At 73.1% G+C, this 19,456-nt stretch carries 14 protein-coding genes; 6 read left to right on the forward strand and 8 right to left on the reverse strand.

Annotated elements, in window-relative coordinates:
* Window positions 1-53: 53 nt before the first annotated feature.
* Window positions 54-2,135, reverse strand: a complete 2,082-nt coding sequence (gene dnaG / locus ABD774_RS02920; RefSeq protein ID WP_345037442.1) for a DNA primase — start codon at window positions 2,133-2,135, stop codon at window positions 54-56.
* An 87-nt stretch (window positions 2,136-2,222) separates the two neighbouring features.
* Window positions 2,223-3,551 (reverse strand): deoxyguanosinetriphosphate triphosphohydrolase, encoded by a 1,329-nt coding sequence (locus ABD774_RS02925; protein ID WP_345037444.1) that lies wholly within the window; start codon window positions 3,549-3,551, stop codon window positions 2,223-2,225.
* Between the two features lie 56 nt (window positions 3,552-3,607).
* On the opposite strand from ABD774_RS02925, the gene ABD774_RS02930 reads away from it, so the two are divergent.
* Entirely contained in the window at window positions 3,608-4,816 is a 1,209-nt protein-coding gene (locus ABD774_RS02930; RefSeq protein ID WP_345037447.1) for an alpha-amylase family protein, read from the forward strand.
* Window positions 4,817-4,829: 13 nt separating this feature from the next.
* On the opposite strand, the gene ABD774_RS02935 is transcribed toward ABD774_RS02930, so the two are convergent.
* The 3 genes from ABD774_RS02935 to ABD774_RS02945 all read right to left on the reverse strand — a co-directional run bounded on the left by ABD774_RS02935 (window position 4,830) and on the right by ABD774_RS02945 (window position 8,698).
* Complete coding sequence (locus tag ABD774_RS02935; RefSeq protein ID WP_345037449.1) at window positions 4,830-5,720, reverse strand: sugar ABC transporter permease; 891 nt, start codon at window positions 5,718-5,720, stop codon at window positions 4,830-4,832.
* A 1-nt stretch (window position 5,721) separates the two neighbouring features.
* Complete coding sequence (locus ABD774_RS02940) at window positions 5,722-7,335, reverse strand: ABC transporter permease subunit (protein ID WP_345037451.1); 1,614 nt, start codon at window positions 7,333-7,335, stop codon at window positions 5,722-5,724.
* 118 nt (window positions 7,336-7,453) lie between these two features.
* Window positions 7,454-8,698: a sugar ABC transporter substrate-binding protein gene (locus tag ABD774_RS02945; protein WP_345037453.1), complete on the reverse strand. Its 1,245-nt coding sequence runs from the start codon at window positions 8,696-8,698 to the stop codon at window positions 7,454-7,456.
* A gap of 188 nt (window positions 8,699-8,886) precedes the next feature.
* Between ABD774_RS02945 and ABD774_RS02950 the strand changes: the two genes are divergently transcribed.
* Complete coding sequence (locus ABD774_RS02950; RefSeq protein WP_345037455.1) at window positions 8,887-9,903, forward strand: LacI family DNA-binding transcriptional regulator; 1,017 nt, start codon at window positions 8,887-8,889, stop codon at window positions 9,901-9,903.
* A 399-nt stretch (window positions 9,904-10,302) separates the two neighbouring features.
* Complete coding sequence (locus tag ABD774_RS02955) at window positions 10,303-12,054, forward strand: glycoside hydrolase family 13 protein (protein WP_425554440.1); 1,752 nt, start codon at window positions 10,303-10,305, stop codon at window positions 12,052-12,054.
* Window positions 12,055-12,064: 10 nt separating this feature from the next.
* On the opposite strand, the gene dusB is transcribed toward ABD774_RS02955, so the two are convergent.
* The 3 genes from dusB to ABD774_RS02970 all read right to left on the reverse strand — a co-directional run bounded on the left by dusB (window position 12,065) and on the right by ABD774_RS02970 (window position 16,514).
* On the reverse strand, window positions 12,065-13,219 hold the full coding sequence (dusB, locus tag ABD774_RS02960) for a tRNA dihydrouridine synthase DusB (RefSeq protein WP_425554446.1): 1,155 nt from the start codon (window positions 13,217-13,219) through the stop codon (window positions 12,065-12,067).
* Between the two features lie 122 nt (window positions 13,220-13,341).
* Entirely contained in the window at window positions 13,342-14,595 is a 1,254-nt protein-coding gene (locus ABD774_RS02965) for a YibE/F family protein (RefSeq protein ID WP_345037460.1), read from the reverse strand.
* 533 nt (window positions 14,596-15,128) lie between these two features.
* Complete coding sequence (locus ABD774_RS02970; RefSeq protein ID WP_248256119.1) at window positions 15,129-16,514, reverse strand: glycine--tRNA ligase; 1,386 nt, start codon at window positions 16,512-16,514, stop codon at window positions 15,129-15,131.
* Between the two features lie 252 nt (window positions 16,515-16,766).
* On the opposite strand from ABD774_RS02970, the gene ABD774_RS02975 reads away from it, so the two are divergent.
* The 3 genes from ABD774_RS02975 to ABD774_RS02985 are packed head-to-tail and all read left to right on the forward strand — an operon-like array spanning window position 16,767 to window position 19,455.
* Entirely contained in the window at window positions 16,767-17,741 is a 975-nt protein-coding gene (locus tag ABD774_RS02975) for a metal ABC transporter substrate-binding protein (RefSeq protein ID WP_345037462.1), read from the forward strand.
* Window positions 17,738-18,541, forward strand: a complete 804-nt coding sequence (locus ABD774_RS02980; protein ID WP_345037464.1) for a metal ABC transporter ATP-binding protein — start codon at window positions 17,738-17,740, stop codon at window positions 18,539-18,541. The genes ABD774_RS02975 and ABD774_RS02980 overlap by 4 nt, the downstream gene beginning before the upstream one ends.
* Window positions 18,541-19,455 (forward strand): metal ABC transporter permease, encoded by a 915-nt coding sequence (locus tag ABD774_RS02985; protein ID WP_345037466.1) that lies wholly within the window; start codon window positions 18,541-18,543, stop codon window positions 19,453-19,455. The genes ABD774_RS02980 and ABD774_RS02985 overlap by 1 nt, the downstream gene beginning before the upstream one ends.
* Window position 19,456: the final 1 nt, after the last annotated feature.

The following is a 19,456-nucleotide window of genomic DNA, read 5'->3' on the forward strand; positions in this document are numbered from 1 at the left end:
CTCGCGCCTCCCAGGGGCGATCGGCCCCCCGTCTCACCGGTGCCGCGCGGCCCTCACTCGCGGCTGAGCGAGCGGCGCCGGTTCTCCAGCTCCATGAGGTCGGCGAAGATCTGCCCGTAGCCCGGGTCCGCGGGGTCGGTGCGCTGCAGCCTGCCCTTGACGTCGGCGATCTCCCGGGTCAGGCCCATGCGGATGAGGGCGACGAGCACCCCCTGGGCGTACCCGGCCAGCGACTCCGGCCGGTCCTCCGGCAGCGGCGCGACGGCGAGCTCGGTGATGACGCCCGCCACCGGCCCGACCGCGTTCTCGCGGACCTGCTCGGCCCACCGGGCCGCGGCGTGCCCGGCCACGTCCCCGCCCGCGCCCTGGGCGGTGAGCCGTTCGACCTCCTGGCCGTAGGCCGTCGTCCCGCCCGCGGCGCGGATCGCGTCGTGGACGCCGCGGTAGGCGGGCACGGTGAAGGTGTCCGGCGCCAGCGCGTCGAAGCCGGCACCCAGGGCGTGCTGCGGGAGCTGCAGGACCACCTCGAGGACCTGACGCTCGAGCTGGGCCACCGGATCCTCACGGAAGGCCCGCGGGCCGCCGCCGTCGGGACGGCCGCCTGCCTGCGCGGCAGGGCCGCCGTCGAACCTGCCGCCGCCGTACCGGCCACCGCCCTCGAACCGGCTCCCGCCGTCGGGCCTGCCGCCGCCCTCGGGTCTGGTCCATCCGGACCGGCCGTCGCCCGCACGCCCGGACGGCTCGTCCCCGCCCGGCCCGCCCCGGCCCGAGCGTTCCGCCGCCTGCACCGCCCGGCGCACCGCCACCTCGTCCATGCCCAGCCAGCCGGCCAGCGAGCGGGCGTACTCCGAGCGCAGCGCCCGGTCCCGGATCCCGGCGACCACCGGGGCCGCGGCGCGCAGGGCGGCGACCCGGCCCTCCGCCGTGGCCAGGTCCAGCTGGGCGAGCACGGAGCGGATGGCGAACGCGAACAGCGGCTGACGGGCCGCGACGAGGTCGCGCACCGCGGCGTCGCCGCGCTGGAGCCGCAGGTCGCACGGGTCCAGCCCGTCGGGCCCGACGGCCACGAAGGTCTGGGACGCGAAGCGCTGGTCCTCCTCGAAGGCGCGCAGGGCGGCCTTCTGCCCGGCGGAGTCGCCGTCGAAGGTGAAGATGACCTCGCCGCCGTAGGTGGCGCCGGAGGAGAAGATGACCCCTGTGGCGGAGTCGACGGAGTCGCCGAGCAGCCGGCGCACGATGCGGATGTGGTCAGTCCCGAACGCGGTCCCGCACGTGGCGACGGCGGTGCCCACCCCCGCCAGGTGGGCGGCCATGACGTCGGTGTACCCCTCGACGACGACGACCTTGCGCTCCTTGGCGATGGCCCGCTTGGCGAGGTCGAGGCCGTAGAGGACGTGGGACTTCTTGTAGATGGCGGTCTCGGGGGTGTTGAGGTACTTCGGGCCCTGGTCCTCCTCGAGCAGCCGGCGGGCGCCGAAGCCGACCGTCTCGCCGGTGATGTCCCGGATGGGCCAGACGAGGCGGCCGCGGAAGCGGTCGTAGACCCCCCGGTTGCCCTGGGAGACGAGGCCGGAGGCGGTGAGCTCGGCCTCGGTGAACCCGCGGCCGCGCAGGTGCCGGAGCATGTTGTCCCACCCCTGCGGGGCGTACCCGACGCCGAACGTCGCGGCGGCCTGCCGGTCGAAGCCGCGCTCGGCGAGGAACTGCCGCGCGGGGGCGGCGCCGGGCGAGTCGAGCTGCCCGGCGAAGTACTCCTCGGCCACGCGGTGCGCCTCGATGAGTCGCTGCCGGCGCCCGGGCTCCTCGCGAGGGCGGGCGTGGCCGTCCCCGTCCTCGTAGCGCAGCTGGACGCCCACCTTGGCGGCGAGGTGCTCCACGGCCTCCGCGAACGGCAGGTGGTCGATCTTCTGGACGAAGGAGATGACGTCGCCGCCCTCGTCGCAGCCGAAGCAGTGCCACAGCCCCAGCTGGGGCCGCACGTGGAAGGAGGGTGTGCGCTCGTCGTGTAACGGGCACAGGCCCTTCATCGAGCCGACACCGGCGGGCTTGAGGGTCACGTAGGTGCCGACGACCTCGTCGATCCGAGCACGTTCGCGAACTGCCGCGATGTCCTCGCGCCGGATCAGGCCTGCCATGACGCCAGTGTAGGCACCCGGCGTCCGGTTCCCGGTCCGCGCCCCGGGGAGGTCCGCGCACGGCCCGGTGCCTGTGGACGGCCGGCTCTAGTACACCGAGGAGAGCATGCCGCAGAGCCGGGCGTGCCACTGCTGCGCGGAGGTGTCCGTGAGCGAGGCGACCTGGTCGATGACCACGCGAAGCCGGGCGGCGTCGTCGCCCGCCTCGCGCCAGTCGGCCGCGAACGGGGACTCGAGGTGCTGCGGGCCGCTCTCGGCGAGCACGTCGACGAGGTCGAACAGCACCGTGCGCTGCGCCAGGTACAGCGGCTCGTGCTCGCGCGGCGCCATCACGTACAGCGCCGCGACGCCCTTGAGGACGACGATCTCGGCGAGCGTCTCGTCCGGCACGATCAGGTCGGCGTCGTACCGGGTGAGCGGGCCGGGGCCGTACCGCTCGCGGGTGGCGTCCTCGGCGGCGGCGCAGAACCGCCCGATGAGCTGGCTGGTCAGGTCCTTGAGCCGGGCCAGGTCGCGCCGGGAGCCGTCGTAGGACTGCACCCAGATGGGGTGGCTGATCAGCCGCTCGAGGGCGGCGCCCAGCATGTCGTCGCCCACCGGCGGGTCGTACCAGTCCCGCACCTGGGCCACCACCCGGTCCTGCTCCCCCGCGGTGCGCAGGCCGGCCAGGTCGACCCGGCCCCCCACGATGGCGTCCTCGACGTCGTGCACCGAGTAGGAGATGTCGTCGGCGAGGTCCATCACCTGCGCCTCGAGGCACCGGTGCCGCTCGGGCGCCCCCTGCCGCAGCCACGTGAAGACCGGCTCGTCGTCGGGGTAGACGCCGAACTTTCGGGTGGTGGAGCCGTCGGGCCGTCGTGGCCCGTCCCCGGCCTGCCAGGGGTACTTGGTGGCGGCGTCCAGGCTGGCTCGCGTGAGGTTGAGGCCCACGCCGGTTCCGTCGTCGGCGAAGACCTTCGGCTCGAGGCGGGAGAGCAGCCGGAGGGTCTGGGCGTTGCCCTCGAAGCCGCCGATGCCGGCGGCCACCTCGTGCAGGGCGCGCTCGCCGTTGTGGCCGAACGGCGGGTGCCCGAGGTCGTGGGAGAGGCAGGCGGTGTCGACGACGTCCGGGTCGCAGCCGAGCACCTTGCCGAGCTCGCGACCCACCTGCGCCACCTCGAGCGAGTGGGTCAGGCGGGTGCGGACGAAGTCGTCGCTCGAGGGGCCGAGCACCTGCGTCTTGGCGCCGAGACGACGCAGCGCCGAGGAGTGGAGCACGCGGGCGCGGTCGCGCTCGAACGCCGTCCTGCGGGGGTTCTTGGGGGCCTCGCTCCACCACCGCTCGCGGTCGTGCCCCGTGTACGCCTCGGGCTCACCCGCGCGGCGCGTGGCCTCGCGGGCCCCCGGGGAGCGGTCGGGGACGAAGGGATCGGGCACGCGGCGAGCCTACGGGACGAACGGTGCCGTCGGCGCTCGTGAGCCACAATGGGCGGGTGACCGACACCCACATGGACGACGCGGGCATGGGCGAGCTGGCTCCGGCGGAGGAGCAGCGCGAGCGGGCCCTCGACAGGCTCGGCGAGGTCACCACCACCACGCTCGTGCACCGCGGCGCCCGCGGCAGCCAGCCCTGGTGGCAGCAGGCCGTGGTCTACCAGGTGCTCGGGACGGCGGACCTCGACGCGCTCGCCGCGATGTCGGCCGGCGTCTCCCACGTCGCGCGACTGGGGGCGAACGCCCTGCTGATCCGCGTCCCCGCGGTCTCTCCCGACGACCCGGCCGCGCGGGACGTCGTGGAGGACTTCCTCCGCCGCGCGCACCAGCGCGGCATCCGCGTGATCGTCTCCTTCATGGGGACCGACGAGGGCGGGGCGGACCGTGACGGCTGGCACCTCGCCCGGGCGTCCGCCTGGGTCGCCCACGGCGTCGACGGCATCGACCTCGGCGTCAGCCTCGGGGCCGGCGAGCACGGCCACGCGGGTATCGACCTCGGCGCGCTCCACGCCCTCGTCGCGGACGCGGACGCCGTGCTGACCGGTGCGGTCACCGCCCGGGAGCCGGAGGCGCTGGCCGAGCACCTCCACGAGGACTGGCTGCACGTCACCCGCGACGACCGGCTCGCCGTGACGCCGTGGGAGGCCGCCCCGCTGCGCGCCACGATCTCCGACTCCTACCTGCAGCGCGACGCCGTCGGCGCCCCGGCCGGCTGGACCCTGACCGACCTGACCCACGCCTCCGCCCCCTCGTGGGGTCTCGACCCCGAGGCGGCGGGCCGGCGGCGCCGTGCCGCGACCCTGCTGATGGCCGCCCTGCCGGGCACCACGTACGTCCCCCAGGGCGAGGCGGTCGGCCTCGCGCCACGGCCCGACGACCCTGCCGGGACCATCGCCGAGGTGGCCCGCCTGGCGGACGAGCAGCGCGGGGTGCCCGGGTCGGCCTTCGAGCGGTACCGGCAGGCGCTCCGGCTGCGCCGAGAGCTGTCGCTCGGCACCGGTCCGCTGGCCTGGGTCGACGACGCACCCGGACCCGAGACCCTGGCCTTCCTCAACCGGGAGGTGCTGGTGCTGACGAACCTGTCCGAGCGCGACGTGCTCGTGCCTGTCGAGCGGGAGATCCTGCACGCCAGCGACGAGCTGCTCGGCGCGCGGGACGGCGTCGTCAACCTGCCGCCGGACACGACCGTGTGGATCTCGCTCGCCTGACGGCAGCGGCGGGTCAGCCCTTGACCGCGCCCGCCGTCAGGCCGCCGACGATGTAGCGCTGCAGGAAGAGGAACAGCACCAGCACGGGTACGGCGCTGATCACCGCGCCGGCGGCGAAGAGGCCCCAGTTGGCGTCCAGCAGCGAGGACACCCAGCCGTACAGACCGACCGCGAGGGTCCAGTTCTGCTCCGACTGCAGGATCACCCGCGCGATGACGAAGTCGGAGAACGTGCTGATGAAGGACAGCAGGCCGACCACCGCCAGGATCGGCGCGACGAGCCGCAGGATGATCGTCCAGTAGATCTGGGCGTGCGAGGCGCCGTCGATCTTCGCCGCCTCGTCCAGCTCGCGCGGGACGGTGTTGAAGAACCCGTACATCAGGAACGTGTTCACCCCGAGCGCGCCGCCGAGGTACACGCAGATCAGCCCGATCTGGCTGTTCAGGCCGAGGACCGGCACGACGTTCCGCAGCCCCAGCAGCAGGAGGAAGATCGCGACGAACGCGAGGATCTGCGGGAACATCTGGATCACGAGCAGCGCCATGAGGCCAACCCGCCGACCGGTGAACCGGAACCGCGAGAACGCGTACGCCGCCGCCGCACCCATGAGGACCGTGCCGACGGCGGTGACGGTGCCGATGAAGAGGGTGTTGCGCGCCCAGGTCCAGAAGTACGTGCCGTTCAGCTCGGCGTAGTTGGCGCCGCTGACCTCGCTGAAGAGATCGTTCGAGCCGGTGAGGGTGCCGCCCGCGTTGAGCGAGGCGGAGATGACGTAGACGATCGGGAACGCCGCGTAGACGACGGCGACGACGCCGACGACGTGCCGCCAGCCGACCTCGCTGAACCAGCGCCTGCGGCTCACCCGGTTGACCGGCGCCGCCGTGGGGACAGTTGAGGTGGCCATGTCAGTTGATCTCCTCGAGCGAGCGGGTGCGGCGGAAGCTGATCACCGAGATGGTCGCCACGATCAGGAAGATCACGATCGACAGGGCGCTGGCCAGGCCGTAGTCCTTGGCAGCGGTGCCGTCCAGGCCGGAGATCGAGTACACCATCGAGATCAGGATGTCGGTGTGGCCGATGGGGACGGAGGCGTCCGCCATGCGTGGCCCGCCGCCGGTGAGCATGTAGATCAGGTTGAAGTTGTTGAAGTTGAAGGCGAAGGAGGAGATCAGCAGCGGTGCGGTGGAGACCATGAGCAGCGGCATGATCACGGAGCGCCAGGTGCGGAAGCGGCCGGCGCCGTCGATCTTGGCGGCCTCGAGCACGTCCTTCGGGATCGACTGCAGGGCGCCGGTGCAGATGAGGAACATGTACGGGAACCCCAGCCACAGGTTCACCCCCAGCACGGACAGCTTCGCCAGCCACGGGTCGGTGAGCCACGGGATCTCCGCCCCGCCGAGCAGCACCGAGTTGATGAAGCCGAAGCGGCGGTTGAGGAGCCCGGACCACAGCAGGGCGGCGAGGAATCCCGGGAAGGCGTAGGGCAGGATCAGCAGCGTGCGGTAGATCTTGCGGCCCCGCACGCGCTCGTCGTTGAAGACCATCGCGAGGAAGAGCCCGAGCAGGAACGTGGTGACCACGGACAGCACCGCGAAGGCGAGGGTCCACGCCAGGACCTGGAGGAACGGCCCGGAGTAGCGCGCGTCGCCGAACGCGGTGGCGAAGTTCTCGAGGCCGACGAAGACCTTCCAGCCCACGGGCAGGGTGGTGCCGTCGGGCGCCTCGAACATGCCGTCGTCGTTGGGGGTGTAGACCGTCCCGGTGAGGGTGTCCGTCATGGTGTCGGCGCCCTCGTCGTACGTCAGGGTCGAGACGAAGACGTAGCCGTTGCGGGCGTCCTGGGTGCGGACCGAGCCGTCCGCGGGGTCCTCGGACACCGGCACCCGCAGCGCCGTGACCTCGGCCTGACGCTCGAGCACCTGCTGGCGCGGGAGCACCTCGTAGCCGGGGACCTCGGTGACGGTCCCGTCGGAGACGACGGCGTCCCCCACCGTCTCCAGCGGCGTCTCGGCGCGGCCGACGCGCACCTCGCCGTCGTCGACGATCGCGAAGGCCAGCTCGCCGCCGTCGTCGAGCACGGCGAGCGGGTATGCGGCCGACCCCTCGACGCGCCGCTCGTTCTGGATGAGGAGGGCCTCGACGGCGTCCTCCTTGGTGGAGTTGTGGCCGTCCCCGTAGTTCGTGAGCGCCACGTACCCGGTGTAGCCGACGACGAAGACCTGGTACAGGAGCAGGAACGCCAGCCCGGGAAGCAGGTACTTCATCGGCAGGGTGCGCCTCGAGAAGTACACGTAGTCGGCGGCGAGGACGAGCGCGATCATCACGCCCATGACGCCGTAGGACTCGGCGGCCCAGGCGGCCAGGATCACGTACACGCCGAAGGCGTTGACCAGCGCCATCAGCACCACCTTGGCGAGGAAGCCACGGGTGAAGGTTCGGGCGTGCGAGGTGCGCGGGGCCGGCGGCAGAGGCCGCCGTGCGTCCTGGGCCTGTCGCTCCACGTCGGTGCGGGCGCTCATGAGGGACCTCCGTCAGGCTGTCGTTGCCTGACCGTTCGTGGGGTTCGTCGTCGACCCCGGGGGTTGGAGCGGTCCGGGCGGGTGCGCGGCCGGAGCCGCGCACCCGCCCGGGGGTGGTTCAGGCGGCGTCGAGCGCGCCCTGGATGTCGGCGACCATCTTCTCCCAGGCCGCCACCGGCTCCTGGGAACCGTTGACGATCGCGGCCTCGGTGACGCCCCAGAAGGCCCAGACGGAGCCCATCTCCGGGATGGAGGGCATGGGCACCGCGTCGGTGCCGACCTCGCGGAACCCGGCGGTGACCGGGTCGGAAGAGGCGGTGTCGGCGGCGGCGATCAGAGCCGGGGGACGGTCACCCGCCTCGTAGAGGGCGAGCTGGGCCTCCTCGGTGGACATGAAGTTGACGAGGAAGTCGTTGGCGAGCAGGGCGTTGTCGCTCTGCGCGTTGACGTAGAACCCCTGGACGCCCGCGAACGGCTGGGCGGGCTCGCCGCCGGCGCTCGGGATCGGGTCGACCGCGAGGTCCAGGCCCTCGAAGCTGGCGACCATCCACGGTCCGCCGATGATGAAGGGCGACTCGCCGTTCGCGAAGGCCTCCACCGCGATGTCGTAGGTGATGGCGGTGTCCAGCGTGCCCGCCTCGCCCTGCGCGGCCAGCCACTCGGCGAAGGCGTTGCCGTTCTCCCCGCCGAGCGCGAGCTCGGGGGCGTAGGAGCCGTCCTCGTTCTGCACGAACACCGGCGCACCGAAGGAGGTCTGCATCGGGTACATGGTGTACGGGTCGCCCTCCTCGCCCAGCTGGAGGAGGATCGGGTACTTCGTGCCGGCGGCCTGGCCGGCGGCGACGGCGTCGTCCCAGGTGGCGGGCGCCTCGGCGGCGAGCGCGGTGTTGCGGATGAGTCCGATGTTCTCGACCGCGTAGGGCAGGCCGTAGACCTGGCCGTCCTGCGTGAAGGCCTCGACCGCGACGGTCTCGAACTCGCCGGCCTTGTCACCCAGCTCGATGGGGGCGACGACGCCGTTGGCGGTCATCTCGCCGAGCCAGTCGTGCGCGCCGACCGTGATGTCCGGGCCCTCGCCCGTGGGGACCTGGGCGAGGAAGTCCGCGCGGATGTCCTCGAAGTTCTTCAGGACGGTCTCGACGGTGGCGCCGGTCTCCTCCTCGAACGCCGCGGCGGCGGCCTCGACGGCGGCCTGGCGCGTCTCGTCGACCCAGATGGTGAGCGTCCCGCTGTCGCCGGCGGCCGCAGAGGTCTCGCCCGCCGCGGGCTCGGCGGTGGTGTCCGCCTCAGGGCTTCCGCCGCCGCACGCGGCCAGGGTCAGGGTCATCCCGACCGCTGCCGCAAGGGTGATGCTCCGTCGCATCTTCGTCTCCTGTGAGATTGATGGAATATTCAGTCGCGGGTGGCCCGTCGCCGACGGAACCGGTCCGGATGAGTGGACAGTAGACCGGGAAGTAGCGCGATTGCAACTTCTTGCAGTAACTTTCAGACAACAGTTTCATCGTCAATGCGCGCATCGCCGCGTGCACGTAGGAGAAAGCCGGGTCTGCCATGCAAGGGCGCACCAGACTGACCGACGTCGCCGAGCAGGCCGGCGTCAGCACCGCCACCGTGTCCCGGGTGCTCAACGACAAGCCCGGCGTCGCCGGAGAGACGCGCCGGGCCGTCCTGGCCGCCCTCGACATGCTCGGCTACGAGCGCCCGGACAAGCTGAGCGCCCGCTCGGCCGGGCTCGTCGGCCTCATCGTGCCCGAGCTGTCCAACCCCGTCTTCCCGGCCTTCGCCCAGGCGGTGGAGTCAGTGCTCTCGACCATGGGCCTGACGCCTTTGCTGTGCACCCAGTCCCCCGGCGGCACCACCGAGGACCAGTACGTCGAGATGCTCCTCGAGCACGGCGTCGACGGCATCGTCTTCGTCTCGGGCCTGCACGCGGACACGAGCGCCGACCCGGCGCGCTACCAGCGACTGCGCGAGCGCGGTCTGCCGTTCGTGCTCCTCAACGGGCACAACCCGGCGATCGACGCCCCGTCCTTCTCCACCGACGACCGCGGCAGCATGGAGCTGGCCGTCCGTCACCTGGTCTCCCAGGGGCACCGCAAGATCGGCCTGGCGATCGGCCCGGAACGCTTCGTGCCGGCCCACCGCAAGCGCGTGGGCTTCGAGGAGGCCATGGCCGAGTACGTCGACGAGCCCCGGCCCAGCGTCGTGACGACCCTGTTCACCGTCGAGGGCGGGGTGGCGGCGGGCACCGAGCTGATCGAGGCCGGCTGCACCGCGATCATCTGCGGGTCCGACCTCATGGCCCTCGGCGTCGTGCGGGCCGCCCGGTCGAACGGGCGGCAGGTCCCCGCGGACCTCTCCGTCATCGGGTACGACGACTCCCCCCTCATCCCCTTCACGCACCCGCCGCTGACCACGATCCGCCAGCCGGTCGCCGCCATGTGCCAGGCGGCGGTCACCACGCTGGTGGCGGAGATCGGCGGGTCGCAGGTGCCCCGGGGCGAGCTGATCTTCGTCCCCGAGCTGATCGTCCGCGGCTCCACCGACGCCGCGCCCCCGGCCTACTGAGTCCGGCGTCGTCGCCCCGTCGCCAGCGTCAGGATCCGCCCGGACTATGCCCGTACGAGCCACGACGAGCCGCCCCGGCCGACGTCGGCCCGAGCCGGCGGCGAGCCGCCCGGCCGATGTGCGTGCGAGCCCCGGCTCGTGCGACCCTGGCGGACGGCTTCCCGCCGGCCGGGCCTGCCGAGCGGCGCGTCCGACCGGCGCGCCTCGCGGCAGGTGGCCGGTGCGCCCGGCCGTCCGAGGCCCGTCCAGCCGGACCGGGCGAGGCTTGTGCGGCACGACCGGCCGACGCCGGCACCGGGCCGCGCTCGCGGACCGTGGTCCGGGGCGGCCCAGGCCGACGAACCCGCTGCCGACAACACGTCCCCGCCCCCGACCAGACCAGATCGACGTAGGAGAGAAGTGACCGTCCGTACCCCCACCCGTTCCCTGACCGTGCACACCCCGGAACCCGGCCGGGACGAGGCGTGGTGGCGTCATGCGGTGATCTACCAGGTCTACCCGCGGTCCTTCGCGGACGGGAACGGCGACGGGATGGGCGACCTTCCCGGCATCACGGCCCGGCTGGACCACCTGGCCGCCCTCGGCGTCGACGCCCTCTGGCTCTCGCCCTTCTACCGCTCGCCCCAGAACGACGGCGGCTACGACGTCTCCGACTACCGCGACGTCGACCCGCGCTTCGGCACCCTCGCGGACGCCGACGCGCTGCTCGCGCGCGCCCACGACCTGGGCCTGCGGGTCATCGTCGACCTCGTGCCCAACCACACCTCGGACGAGCACGCGTGGTTCCGCGCGGCGCTCGAGGCGGGGCCCGCCAGCCCGGAGCGGGCCCGGTACGTCTTCCGCGAGGGGGGCGGCGAGGTGGGCGAGGAGCCGCCGAACAACTGGGAGTCCATCTTCGGCGGCGCGGCCTGGACCCGGGTCTGCGACCGCGACGACGCCGCGGGCAGCCCGTGGGAGCGGGACGGCCAGTGGTACCTGCACCTGTTCGACTCGAGCCAGCCCGACCTCAACTGGGAGAACCCCGAGGTCCACGACGAGATGGAGTCGGTCCTGCGCTTCTGGCTGGACCGGGGGGTGGACGGCTTCCGCGTCGACGTCGCCCACGGCCTCGTCAAGGCCGCCGGCCTGCCGGACTGGGGCGGCCACGTGGAGATGGTGGCGGGTGCGGAGGAGGGCGGGCGCCACCGCGCCCACCCGCCGATGTTCGACCAGGACGGTGTGCACGAGATCTACCGCTCCTGGCGGCGCGTGCTCGAGGAGTACCCGGGCGAGCGCATCCTCGTGGCCGAGGCATGGGTGGACCCGCTCGAGCGCCTCGCCCGGTACGTGCGCGAGGACGAGATGCACCAGGCGTTCAACTTCGCCTTCCTCGTCTCCCCCTGGTCCGCCGCCCGGCTTCGCAGCTGCGTCGAGGAGTCCTACCGCGTCAACGACGCCGTCGCCGCACCGACCACCTGGGTGCTCTCCAACCACGACGTCGTGCGCCACGCCTCCCGCCTCGGCCTGCCCGAGACCGGCAAGGGCCCCAACGGCATCGGCGCCGGGGACGTCCAGCCCGACCCGGCCCTCGGGCTGCGGCGCGCCCGCGCGGCGACCCTGCTGATGCTGGGTCTGCCGGGGTCGGCGTACCTCTACCAGGGCGAGGAGCTCGGCCTGCCGGAGCACACCACACTGCCCGACGACGCCCGCGAGGACCCGGCGTTCTTCCGGACCCACGGCGCCGAGAAGGGCCGCGACGGCTGCCGGGTGCCGCTGCCCTGGGAGGCGGGCGCGCCGTCGTTCGGCTTCTCCTCGGCCGGGCTGTCCTGGCTGCCGCAGCCCGCGGGCTGGGACGCGTACGCCGTCGACGCCCAGGAGAGCGAGCCGACCTCGACGCTGGAGCTCTACCGCGCGGCGCTTCGGAAGCGGCGCGAGCTCGGGCTGGGTCTCGGCTCCCTCGCCTGGCACGAGGACCACGCCGGGTCGGACGACGTCGTCGCGTTCGTCAACGCCGCGCCCGGCCGCCCCGACGTCCTGGTGCTGACCAACCTCGGCGAGGCGCCTGTGCGGCTGCCGGCCGGCTGGGAGGTTGTCGCCGCCTCCGCCCCGACGGCGGACGACGGCGCAGCGGTGACCGTCCCGCAGGACGCCACGGTCTGGGCGAGGCGCTGAGCGCGGCTCGTCAGCCGCCGGAGACGGAGAGCTCCGCCTGGGCGAGCACCGCCCGGAGCTCCTCGTCGACGTCGCGGCTGGCGAGCCAGCCCTCGGGCAGGTGCGGCTGCTTCGGGCTTCCCGCGCGCCCGCGGGGCCCCTCGGCGGCCTCGCCCGGGTAGGGCTGGTCGAGGTCCAGCACGGCCAGCCGCTCGTCCAGCTCGGCGAGGGAGGAGACGAGACCGAGCGCGTGCCGGGCCTCGCCGCCGACCACGTACCCCTTGAGGTACCAGGACATGTGCTTGCGCATCTCCCGCAGCGCCCGGTCCTCCTCGCCGAAGTGCTCGACCATCAGCTCGGCGTGGCGGCGGATGACGGCGGCGACCTCGCGCAGGCCCGGGGTGACGCGGCGGTCGGAGCCATGCGCGGCGGCCACGAGGTCGGTGAACAGCCACGGGCGGCCCTGGCAGCCGCGACCCACGACCACGCCGTCGCAGCCGGTCTGACGCATCATCTCCGCGGCGTCCTCGGCGGACCAGATGTCGCCGTTGCCCAGCACCGGGATGGTCGTCACGGCCTCCTTGAGGCGGGCGACCGCCTCCCAGCGGGCCTGCCCGGAGTAGTACTGCGCCACGGTTCGGGCGTGGAGCGCGACGGAGGCGATGCCGGCGCGCTCGGCGATCCGGCCGGCGTCGAGGTAGGTGAAGTGCTCGTCGTCGATGCCCATGCGCATCTTGACGGTCACGGGGACCTCGCGGTCGCGCGCGGCAGAGGCCTCGCGGGCCGCCTGGACGGCGCCGGTGACGATGGCCTCGAAGAGGTCGCGCTTCCACGGAAGGGCCCCACCGCCGCCCTTGCGGGTGACCTTGGGGACCGGGCACCCGAAGTTGAGGTCGACGTGGTCCGCACGGTCCTCGGCGACGAGGATGCGCACCGCGGCGGCGATGGTGGCCGGGTCCACCCCGTAGAGCTGGACCGACCGGACCGGCTCCTCCGGGTCGGGGGTGATCATGCGCATCGTCTCGGGCGTGCGCTCGACGAGCGCGCGCGAGGTGATCATCTCGGTGACGTACAGCCCGGCGGGGGCGTGTGCGCCGGGGACCGCCGCGGGGGCGTCGGCCGGCAGGGCCTCGAGGGCCGCCTCGCGGCACAGCTTGCGGAAGGGCGGGTTCGTCACGCCGGCCATGGGGGCCAGGACGACGGGGCTCCCCACGGTGACGGGTCCGATCTGCAGCGCGCTCACCGCGCCATTGTCCCTGGTGGTGGCAAACCGGTCAGCCCGCGGCGGTGTGAGATGCCGCGCGCCCCTCAGCGGGCCGCCGCGGCGGAGACCTCCGCGGACCGCCCGAGCTCGTCCTCGTGCGGCCGGCTGCGGGTCCCCGGCCTGCTCGTGCGCACCAGGGCGGCGGCGATGCCCGTGGTGACGGGGATCGCGAGCACCAGGCCGATCGAGGACACGAGGGTTCGTACGACCTCCTCGGCGATCTCGCCGGCCATGAGGGTGTCGAGGGCCGCGCGGTCCATGAGGGCGGCGGCCATGAGCACCGGCAGTGCGGTGCCGACGTAGGCGAAGGCGAGGGTGTAGACCGTCGAGGCGATGTGGTCGCGGCCGATGCGCATGCCCCGGGTGAAAAGGCGCCGGCGCGGAACGGCAGGGTTTGCTGCGTGCAGCTCCCACACCGCCGACGCCTGGGTGATCGTGACGTCGTTGAGCGCGCCGAGGCCGGCGATGACCATGCCGCACAGCAGCAGATCGGTCAGCGAGAGGTTCGGGAACGTCCCGAGCAGGATGAGGGACTGCTCGGAGCTCGTCCCGGTGAGGTTGGCGGAGCGCGTGCCCCACGCCGCCAGGGCCACGGTGATGCCGAGCCCGACGAAGGTGCCGAGCAGCGCCGTCGTGGTCCGGATGGAGACGCCGTGGGCCAGGTACAGCGAGAGGAACATCATCGCCGACGAGCCCACCAGGGCCACGAGCAGCGGCGGCTGACCAAGCATGATCGCCGGGATGACGAAGACCACGATCACGCCGAGCGACCCCGCCAGGCCCACCATCGCGGCGAGGCCGCGCCAGCGCGCGACCGCCAGGACGACGACGGCGTAGAGCAGGGCCAGCCAGCCCACGGGTGCCGTGCGCTCGAAGTCCCAGAACACGTAGGGGCTGCCGGTCCCCATCGCGGAGGGGCTGAACATCAGCCGCACCCGGTCGCCGACCTCCATGCCGTTGGCCATGATCTCCGGCGGCACCTGGACGGGGGCGACCTGGCCGGCGTTGCTCCCGCTCGAGAGCTCGACCCGGACCTGGCCGTCCGTCGTCGCCCCGGGTGCCGTGGCGTCCACGACCTCGACGACGGTGCCCGCCTCGATGGTCATCCCGGTGCCCGCCAGCGGGACGGACCCGATCGGCGTCTCGCCGCGCGGCCACATCGCCACGAGCGCGACGACGGTCCCTACCAGCAGCGGGACCACGAGCGCCGTCAGGATCCAGCGCGCGCGGCGCGCCTCGGCAGGAGCGAGGGAGGCGTTCTCGGCGCCGGCAGGCAGATGGGAGTGTGAGTGGGGCACGCTCCATGCTCACCGCCACGGCCGCGCACGGCGGGCAGGACGCGCCGTGACGTCCCCGGTCCGGAACCACGCCGACCATCCCGGGTCCGGAACCACGCCGACCATCCCGGGTCCGGAACCACGCCGACCATCCCGGGTCCGGAACCACGCCGACCATCCCGGGTCCGGAACCACGCCGACCATCCCGGGTCGGGAACCACGCCGACCATCATCGAGGTCGAGCGATTGGTTCTAGGGAACCGAATCTTGAACCAATTCCTCGACCTCGGGGGCCCGTGGTCGCGGCCACTCGCGACGGCATGAGGCGCGGGGGCCGTGGTCGCGGCGACTCGCGACGGCATGAGGCGCGGGGGCCGTGGTCGCGGCGACTCGCGACGGCATGAGGCGCGGGGGCCGTGGTCGCGGCCACTCGCGACGGCATGAGGCGCGGGGGCCGTGGTCGCGGCCACTCGCGACGGCATGAGGCCGTCAGCGCGTCGGCCGTGGCGTGGGGAGACCCCCTCGCCACGGCCGACGACGACGGCGGGATGGCCTCAGCAGCCGGGCAGCCGCTCCGCGAGGTAGCCGCGCACCTTGTCCAGCGAGATGCGCTCCTGGGCCATCGTGTCGCGCTCACGCACCGTGACGGCCTGGTCCTCGAGGGAGTCGAAGTCCACCGTGATGCAGTACGGCGTGCCGACCTCGTCCTGGCGCCGGTAGCGGCGGCCCACGGCGCCGGCGTCGTCGAAGTCCACGTTCCAGTAGCCGCGCAGCTCCGCGGCGAGGTCGCGGGCGACCGGCGAGAGCTGCTCGTTGCGGGAGAGCGGCAGCACCGCGGCCTTGACCGGGGCGAGGCGCGGGTCGAGCTTGAGCACCGTGCGCTTGTCCACGCCGCCCTTGGTGTTGGGGGCCTCGTCCTCGGTGTAGGCCTCGGCGAGGAAGGCCATGAGCGACCGGGTCAGGCCCGCGGCCGGCTCGATGACGTAGGGCACCCAGCGCTCGTTCTTCGCCTGGTCGAAGTAGGACAGGTCCTGCCCCGAGTGCTCGGCGTGGGTGGAGAGGTCGAAGTCCGTGCGGTTGGCGATGCCCTCGAGCTCGCCCCACTCGCTGCCCTGGAAGCCGAAGCGGTACTCGATGTCGACCGTGCGCTTGGAGTAGTGCGAGAGCTTCTCCTGCGGGTGCTCGAAGTGGCGCAGGTTCTCCCGGGAGATGCCCAGGCCCGTGTACCAGTCGGTGCGGGCGTCGATCCAGTACTGGTGCCAGTCCTCGTCCGTGCCCGGCTCGACGAAGAACTCCATCTCCATCTGCTCGAACTCGCGCGTACGGAAGATGAAGTTGCCCGGCGTGATCTCGTTGCGGAACGACTTGCCGATCTGGCCGATGCCGAACGGCGGCTTCTTCCGGGCCGAGGTCATGACGTTGTTGAAGTTCACGAAGATGCCCTGCGCCGTCTCCGGCCGCAGGTAGTGCAGGCCCGACTCGTCCTCGACGGGGCCGAGGTAGGTCTTGAGCATCATGTTGAAGTCGCGCGGCTCGGTCCACTGCCCGCGCGTGCCGCAGTTGGGGCAGGCGATGTCGGCGAGGCCGTTCTCGGGCGCGCGGCCCTTCTTCTCCTCGTACTCCTCCTCCATCTGGTCCGCGCGGAAGCGCTTGTGGCAGCTCAGGCACTCGGTGAGCGGGTCGGTGAAGACCCCGACGTGGCCGGAGGCCACCCAGACCTGACGCGGCAGGATGACGGAGGAGTCGAGGCCGACGACGTCGTCGCGGGAGGTGACCATCGCGCGCCACCACTGGCGCTTGATGTTCTCCTTCAGCTCCACGCCGAGCGGACCGTAGTCCCACGCGGAGCGGGTGCCGCCGTAGATCTCCCCGGAGGGGTAGACGAAGCCGCGCCGCTTGGCGAGGTTGATGACGTTGTCCAGGCGCGAGGGTGTGGCCACGGGGTGAACTCTCCTGCTTGATCGGTGACCCGCACCTGGCTGGCGCGGGCGGCGGCGGCGGGATGCGCTGAGGCTCCCTCCGTGCGGGACCAACCTACCCATGTCGGCGAGGTACCGGCGCATCCTCCCGAGCCGCTCGCCGCGCCCCTTCCCGCGGCACCGCGACCGCCGGGCCGTCCGTGCGACGGGCGAGAGCGACCTCACCGCCGGGGAAGTTGACACCCGTTCTCAATTTCATTGAGAATCATCCTCATGAACTCTCTCGTCCGCGGCGGCGCCCTGCTCGCCGCCCTCGCCCTCCCGCTCGCCGCCTGCTCGGACGGTGGCGGCGGCACGGCGGCGGGCGCCGCGCCGGGCGACGGTGGCACGGAGGTCCTGGCGGCGCTGTACCCGTTGCAGTACGTGGCCGAGCAGGTCGGCGGCGAGCACGTCACCGTCGCGTCGATCACCCCCGCCGGTGTCGACCCGCACGACCTCGAGCTCTCCCCCGCTGCGGTCGCGAAGCTCGACGACGCCACGGTCGTCTACCTCGCGGGCTTCCAGGCCGCCCTCGACGACGCTCTCGCGGTCACCTCCCCCGCCCACGCCCTCGACGTCTCCGAGGCCGCCGGCGTGCACACCGAGGACGACGGCCACGAGGAAGTCGGTCACGAGGACGAGGCGACGTCGGACGGCGCGGCTGCCGACGACCACGCCGGCCACGCCCACGAGGACGGCGACCCGCACTTCTGGCTGGACCCGAACCGGCTCGCCGCCGTCGCGACCGCGGTGGCCGACGAGCTCGCCGCCGCCGACCCGGACAACGCCGGCGAGTACGCCGCGAACGCCGAGCGCCTGGGCACCGAGCTGGCCTCCCTCGACGAGGAGCTGCAGGCCGGACTCGCGCAGTGCGAGACCCGTACGATCGTCGTCGCGCACGAGGCGTACGGGTACCTCGCGGAGGCCTACGACCTCGAGCAGGTGGGCATCTCGGGCCTGGACCCGGAGGCCGAGCCCTCCCCCGCCCGCCTGGCCGAGATCGGCAAGGTCGTGGAGGACAAGAACGTCACCACCATCTTCACCGAGAACCTCGTCAACCCTGCCGTCGCCGAGTCCCTCGCGGCGGACCTCGGCGTCGAGGTTGCGGTGCTCGACCCGCTGGAGAGCCAGGTGGACGCGTCGCGGGACTACCCGGACGTCATGCGCGCCAACCTCGAGGCGCTGCGCACCGCGCTGGGGTGCGCGTGAGCGGCCCCGACCGTTCGCGCGGCGCACCACCGGTGCGGGCCGAGGACCTCACCGTGGTCCTGGGCGCCTCCACCGTGCTGCGCGGGATCGACCTGACGATCCGCGACGGCGAGACGGTCGCCCTGCTTGGCGCGAACGGCTCCGGCAAGTCGACGCTGGTCAAGTCGCTCGTGGGCGTGGTGCCGGTCACCCGCGGGCGCGTGCAGCTCTACGGACAGGACGTCACCACTCAGGCCCGCACGGTCCCGTGGTCGCGCGTCGGCTACGTGCCTCAGCGCGTCACCGCCACCGCGGGAGTTCCGGCCACCGCGCTCGAGGTGGTCAGCTCCGGCCTGCTCGACGGGCGCCGGTTCCGGATCGGGCGCGCCGGGCACGCCCGCGCGATGGACGCCCTGGCCCAGGTGGGCCTCGCCGACCGCGCCCGGGACAGCGTCCAGGTCTTCTCTGGCGGCCAGCAGCAGCGGGTCCTCATCGCCCGGGCGCTGGTGCGCCGGCCGGACCTCCTCGTGCTCGACGAGCCGCTCGCCGGCATCGACCGCGAGTCCAAGGAGGCGCTGGCCCGCACCATCACCGCCCTGCACGACGCCGGCACGACCGTCCTGGTCGTGCTGCACGAGCTGGGCGAGCTCGGCCCCCTGGTCGAGCGCTGCGTCGTCCTGCGCCACGGCCGCGTGATCCACGACGGCCAGCCGCCCCGCCCGGCGGCCGGGCACGACGACCCGGCGCACGAGCACGAGCACGCCCACGAGGGCGGCGCCGCGCCGGTGCACCACGCCCCCGACCTGACCGTGGAGCTGTGATGGACCTCCTCACCACCCTGGGCGAGCTCCTCGCGAGCCCGCTCATGCAGCGCGCCCTGGTCGTCGCCGTCCTGGTCGGCGTGGCCGCCCCGGTCATGGGCACCTACCTCGTCCAGCGCCGCCTGGCCCTGCTCGGGGACGGGATCGGCCACGTGGCGCTCACCGGGGTCGCGATGGGCTGGCTCGCCGGCAGCGCCGCGGGCCTGACCGACCGCGACGTCCTCGCCGTCCCCGGCGCCGTCGTCGCGTCCGTCGTGGGCGCCGTCCTCATCGAGGTGGTGCGCGAGCGCGGCAAGACGAGCGGCGACGTCGCCCTCGCGCTGCTCTTCTACGGCGGCATCGCGGGCGGCGTCCTGCTCATCGGCCTCGCGGGTGGCACCACGGCGAACCTCAACGGGTACCTGTTCGGCTCGATCGCGTCGGTCAGCACGCTCGACGTCTGGCTCACGGTGGTGCTGGCGGCGGTCCTGCTGGGCTTCGGGCTCGGCCTGCGTCCCGCCCTGTTCGCGCTGTGCCACGACGAGGAGTTCGCCCGGGCCACGGGCCTGCCGGTCCGGGCGCTGAACGTCCTCCTCGCGGTGATGGCCGCCCTGACCGTCTCGGTGTCGATGCGTGTGGTCGGCGTGCTGCTCGTCTCGGCGCTGATGATCGTCCCGGTCGCGGTCGCCCAGCTGTTCGCGCGTTCGTTCCGCTCCACGATGACCACCGCGATGGTGATCGGCGCGCTGGTCAGCGTGGTCGGCCTGACGATCACCTACCTGCACCCGCTCTCGCCGGGCGCGACCATCGTCGTCCTGGCGATCGGGCTGTACGCCGTGGTCTCGGTCGTGCGTCCGTTGTTCGGCCGACCGGCAGCGCACCGTGACCCGCACCTGGACGTCGAGGACGACGTCGAGGTCCGCGAGGGGGTGTGAG

Source organism: Georgenia daeguensis, assembly GCF_039537705.1.
GTDB classification, from domain to species: Bacteria; Actinomycetota; Actinomycetes; order Actinomycetales; family Actinomycetaceae; genus Georgenia; species Georgenia daeguensis.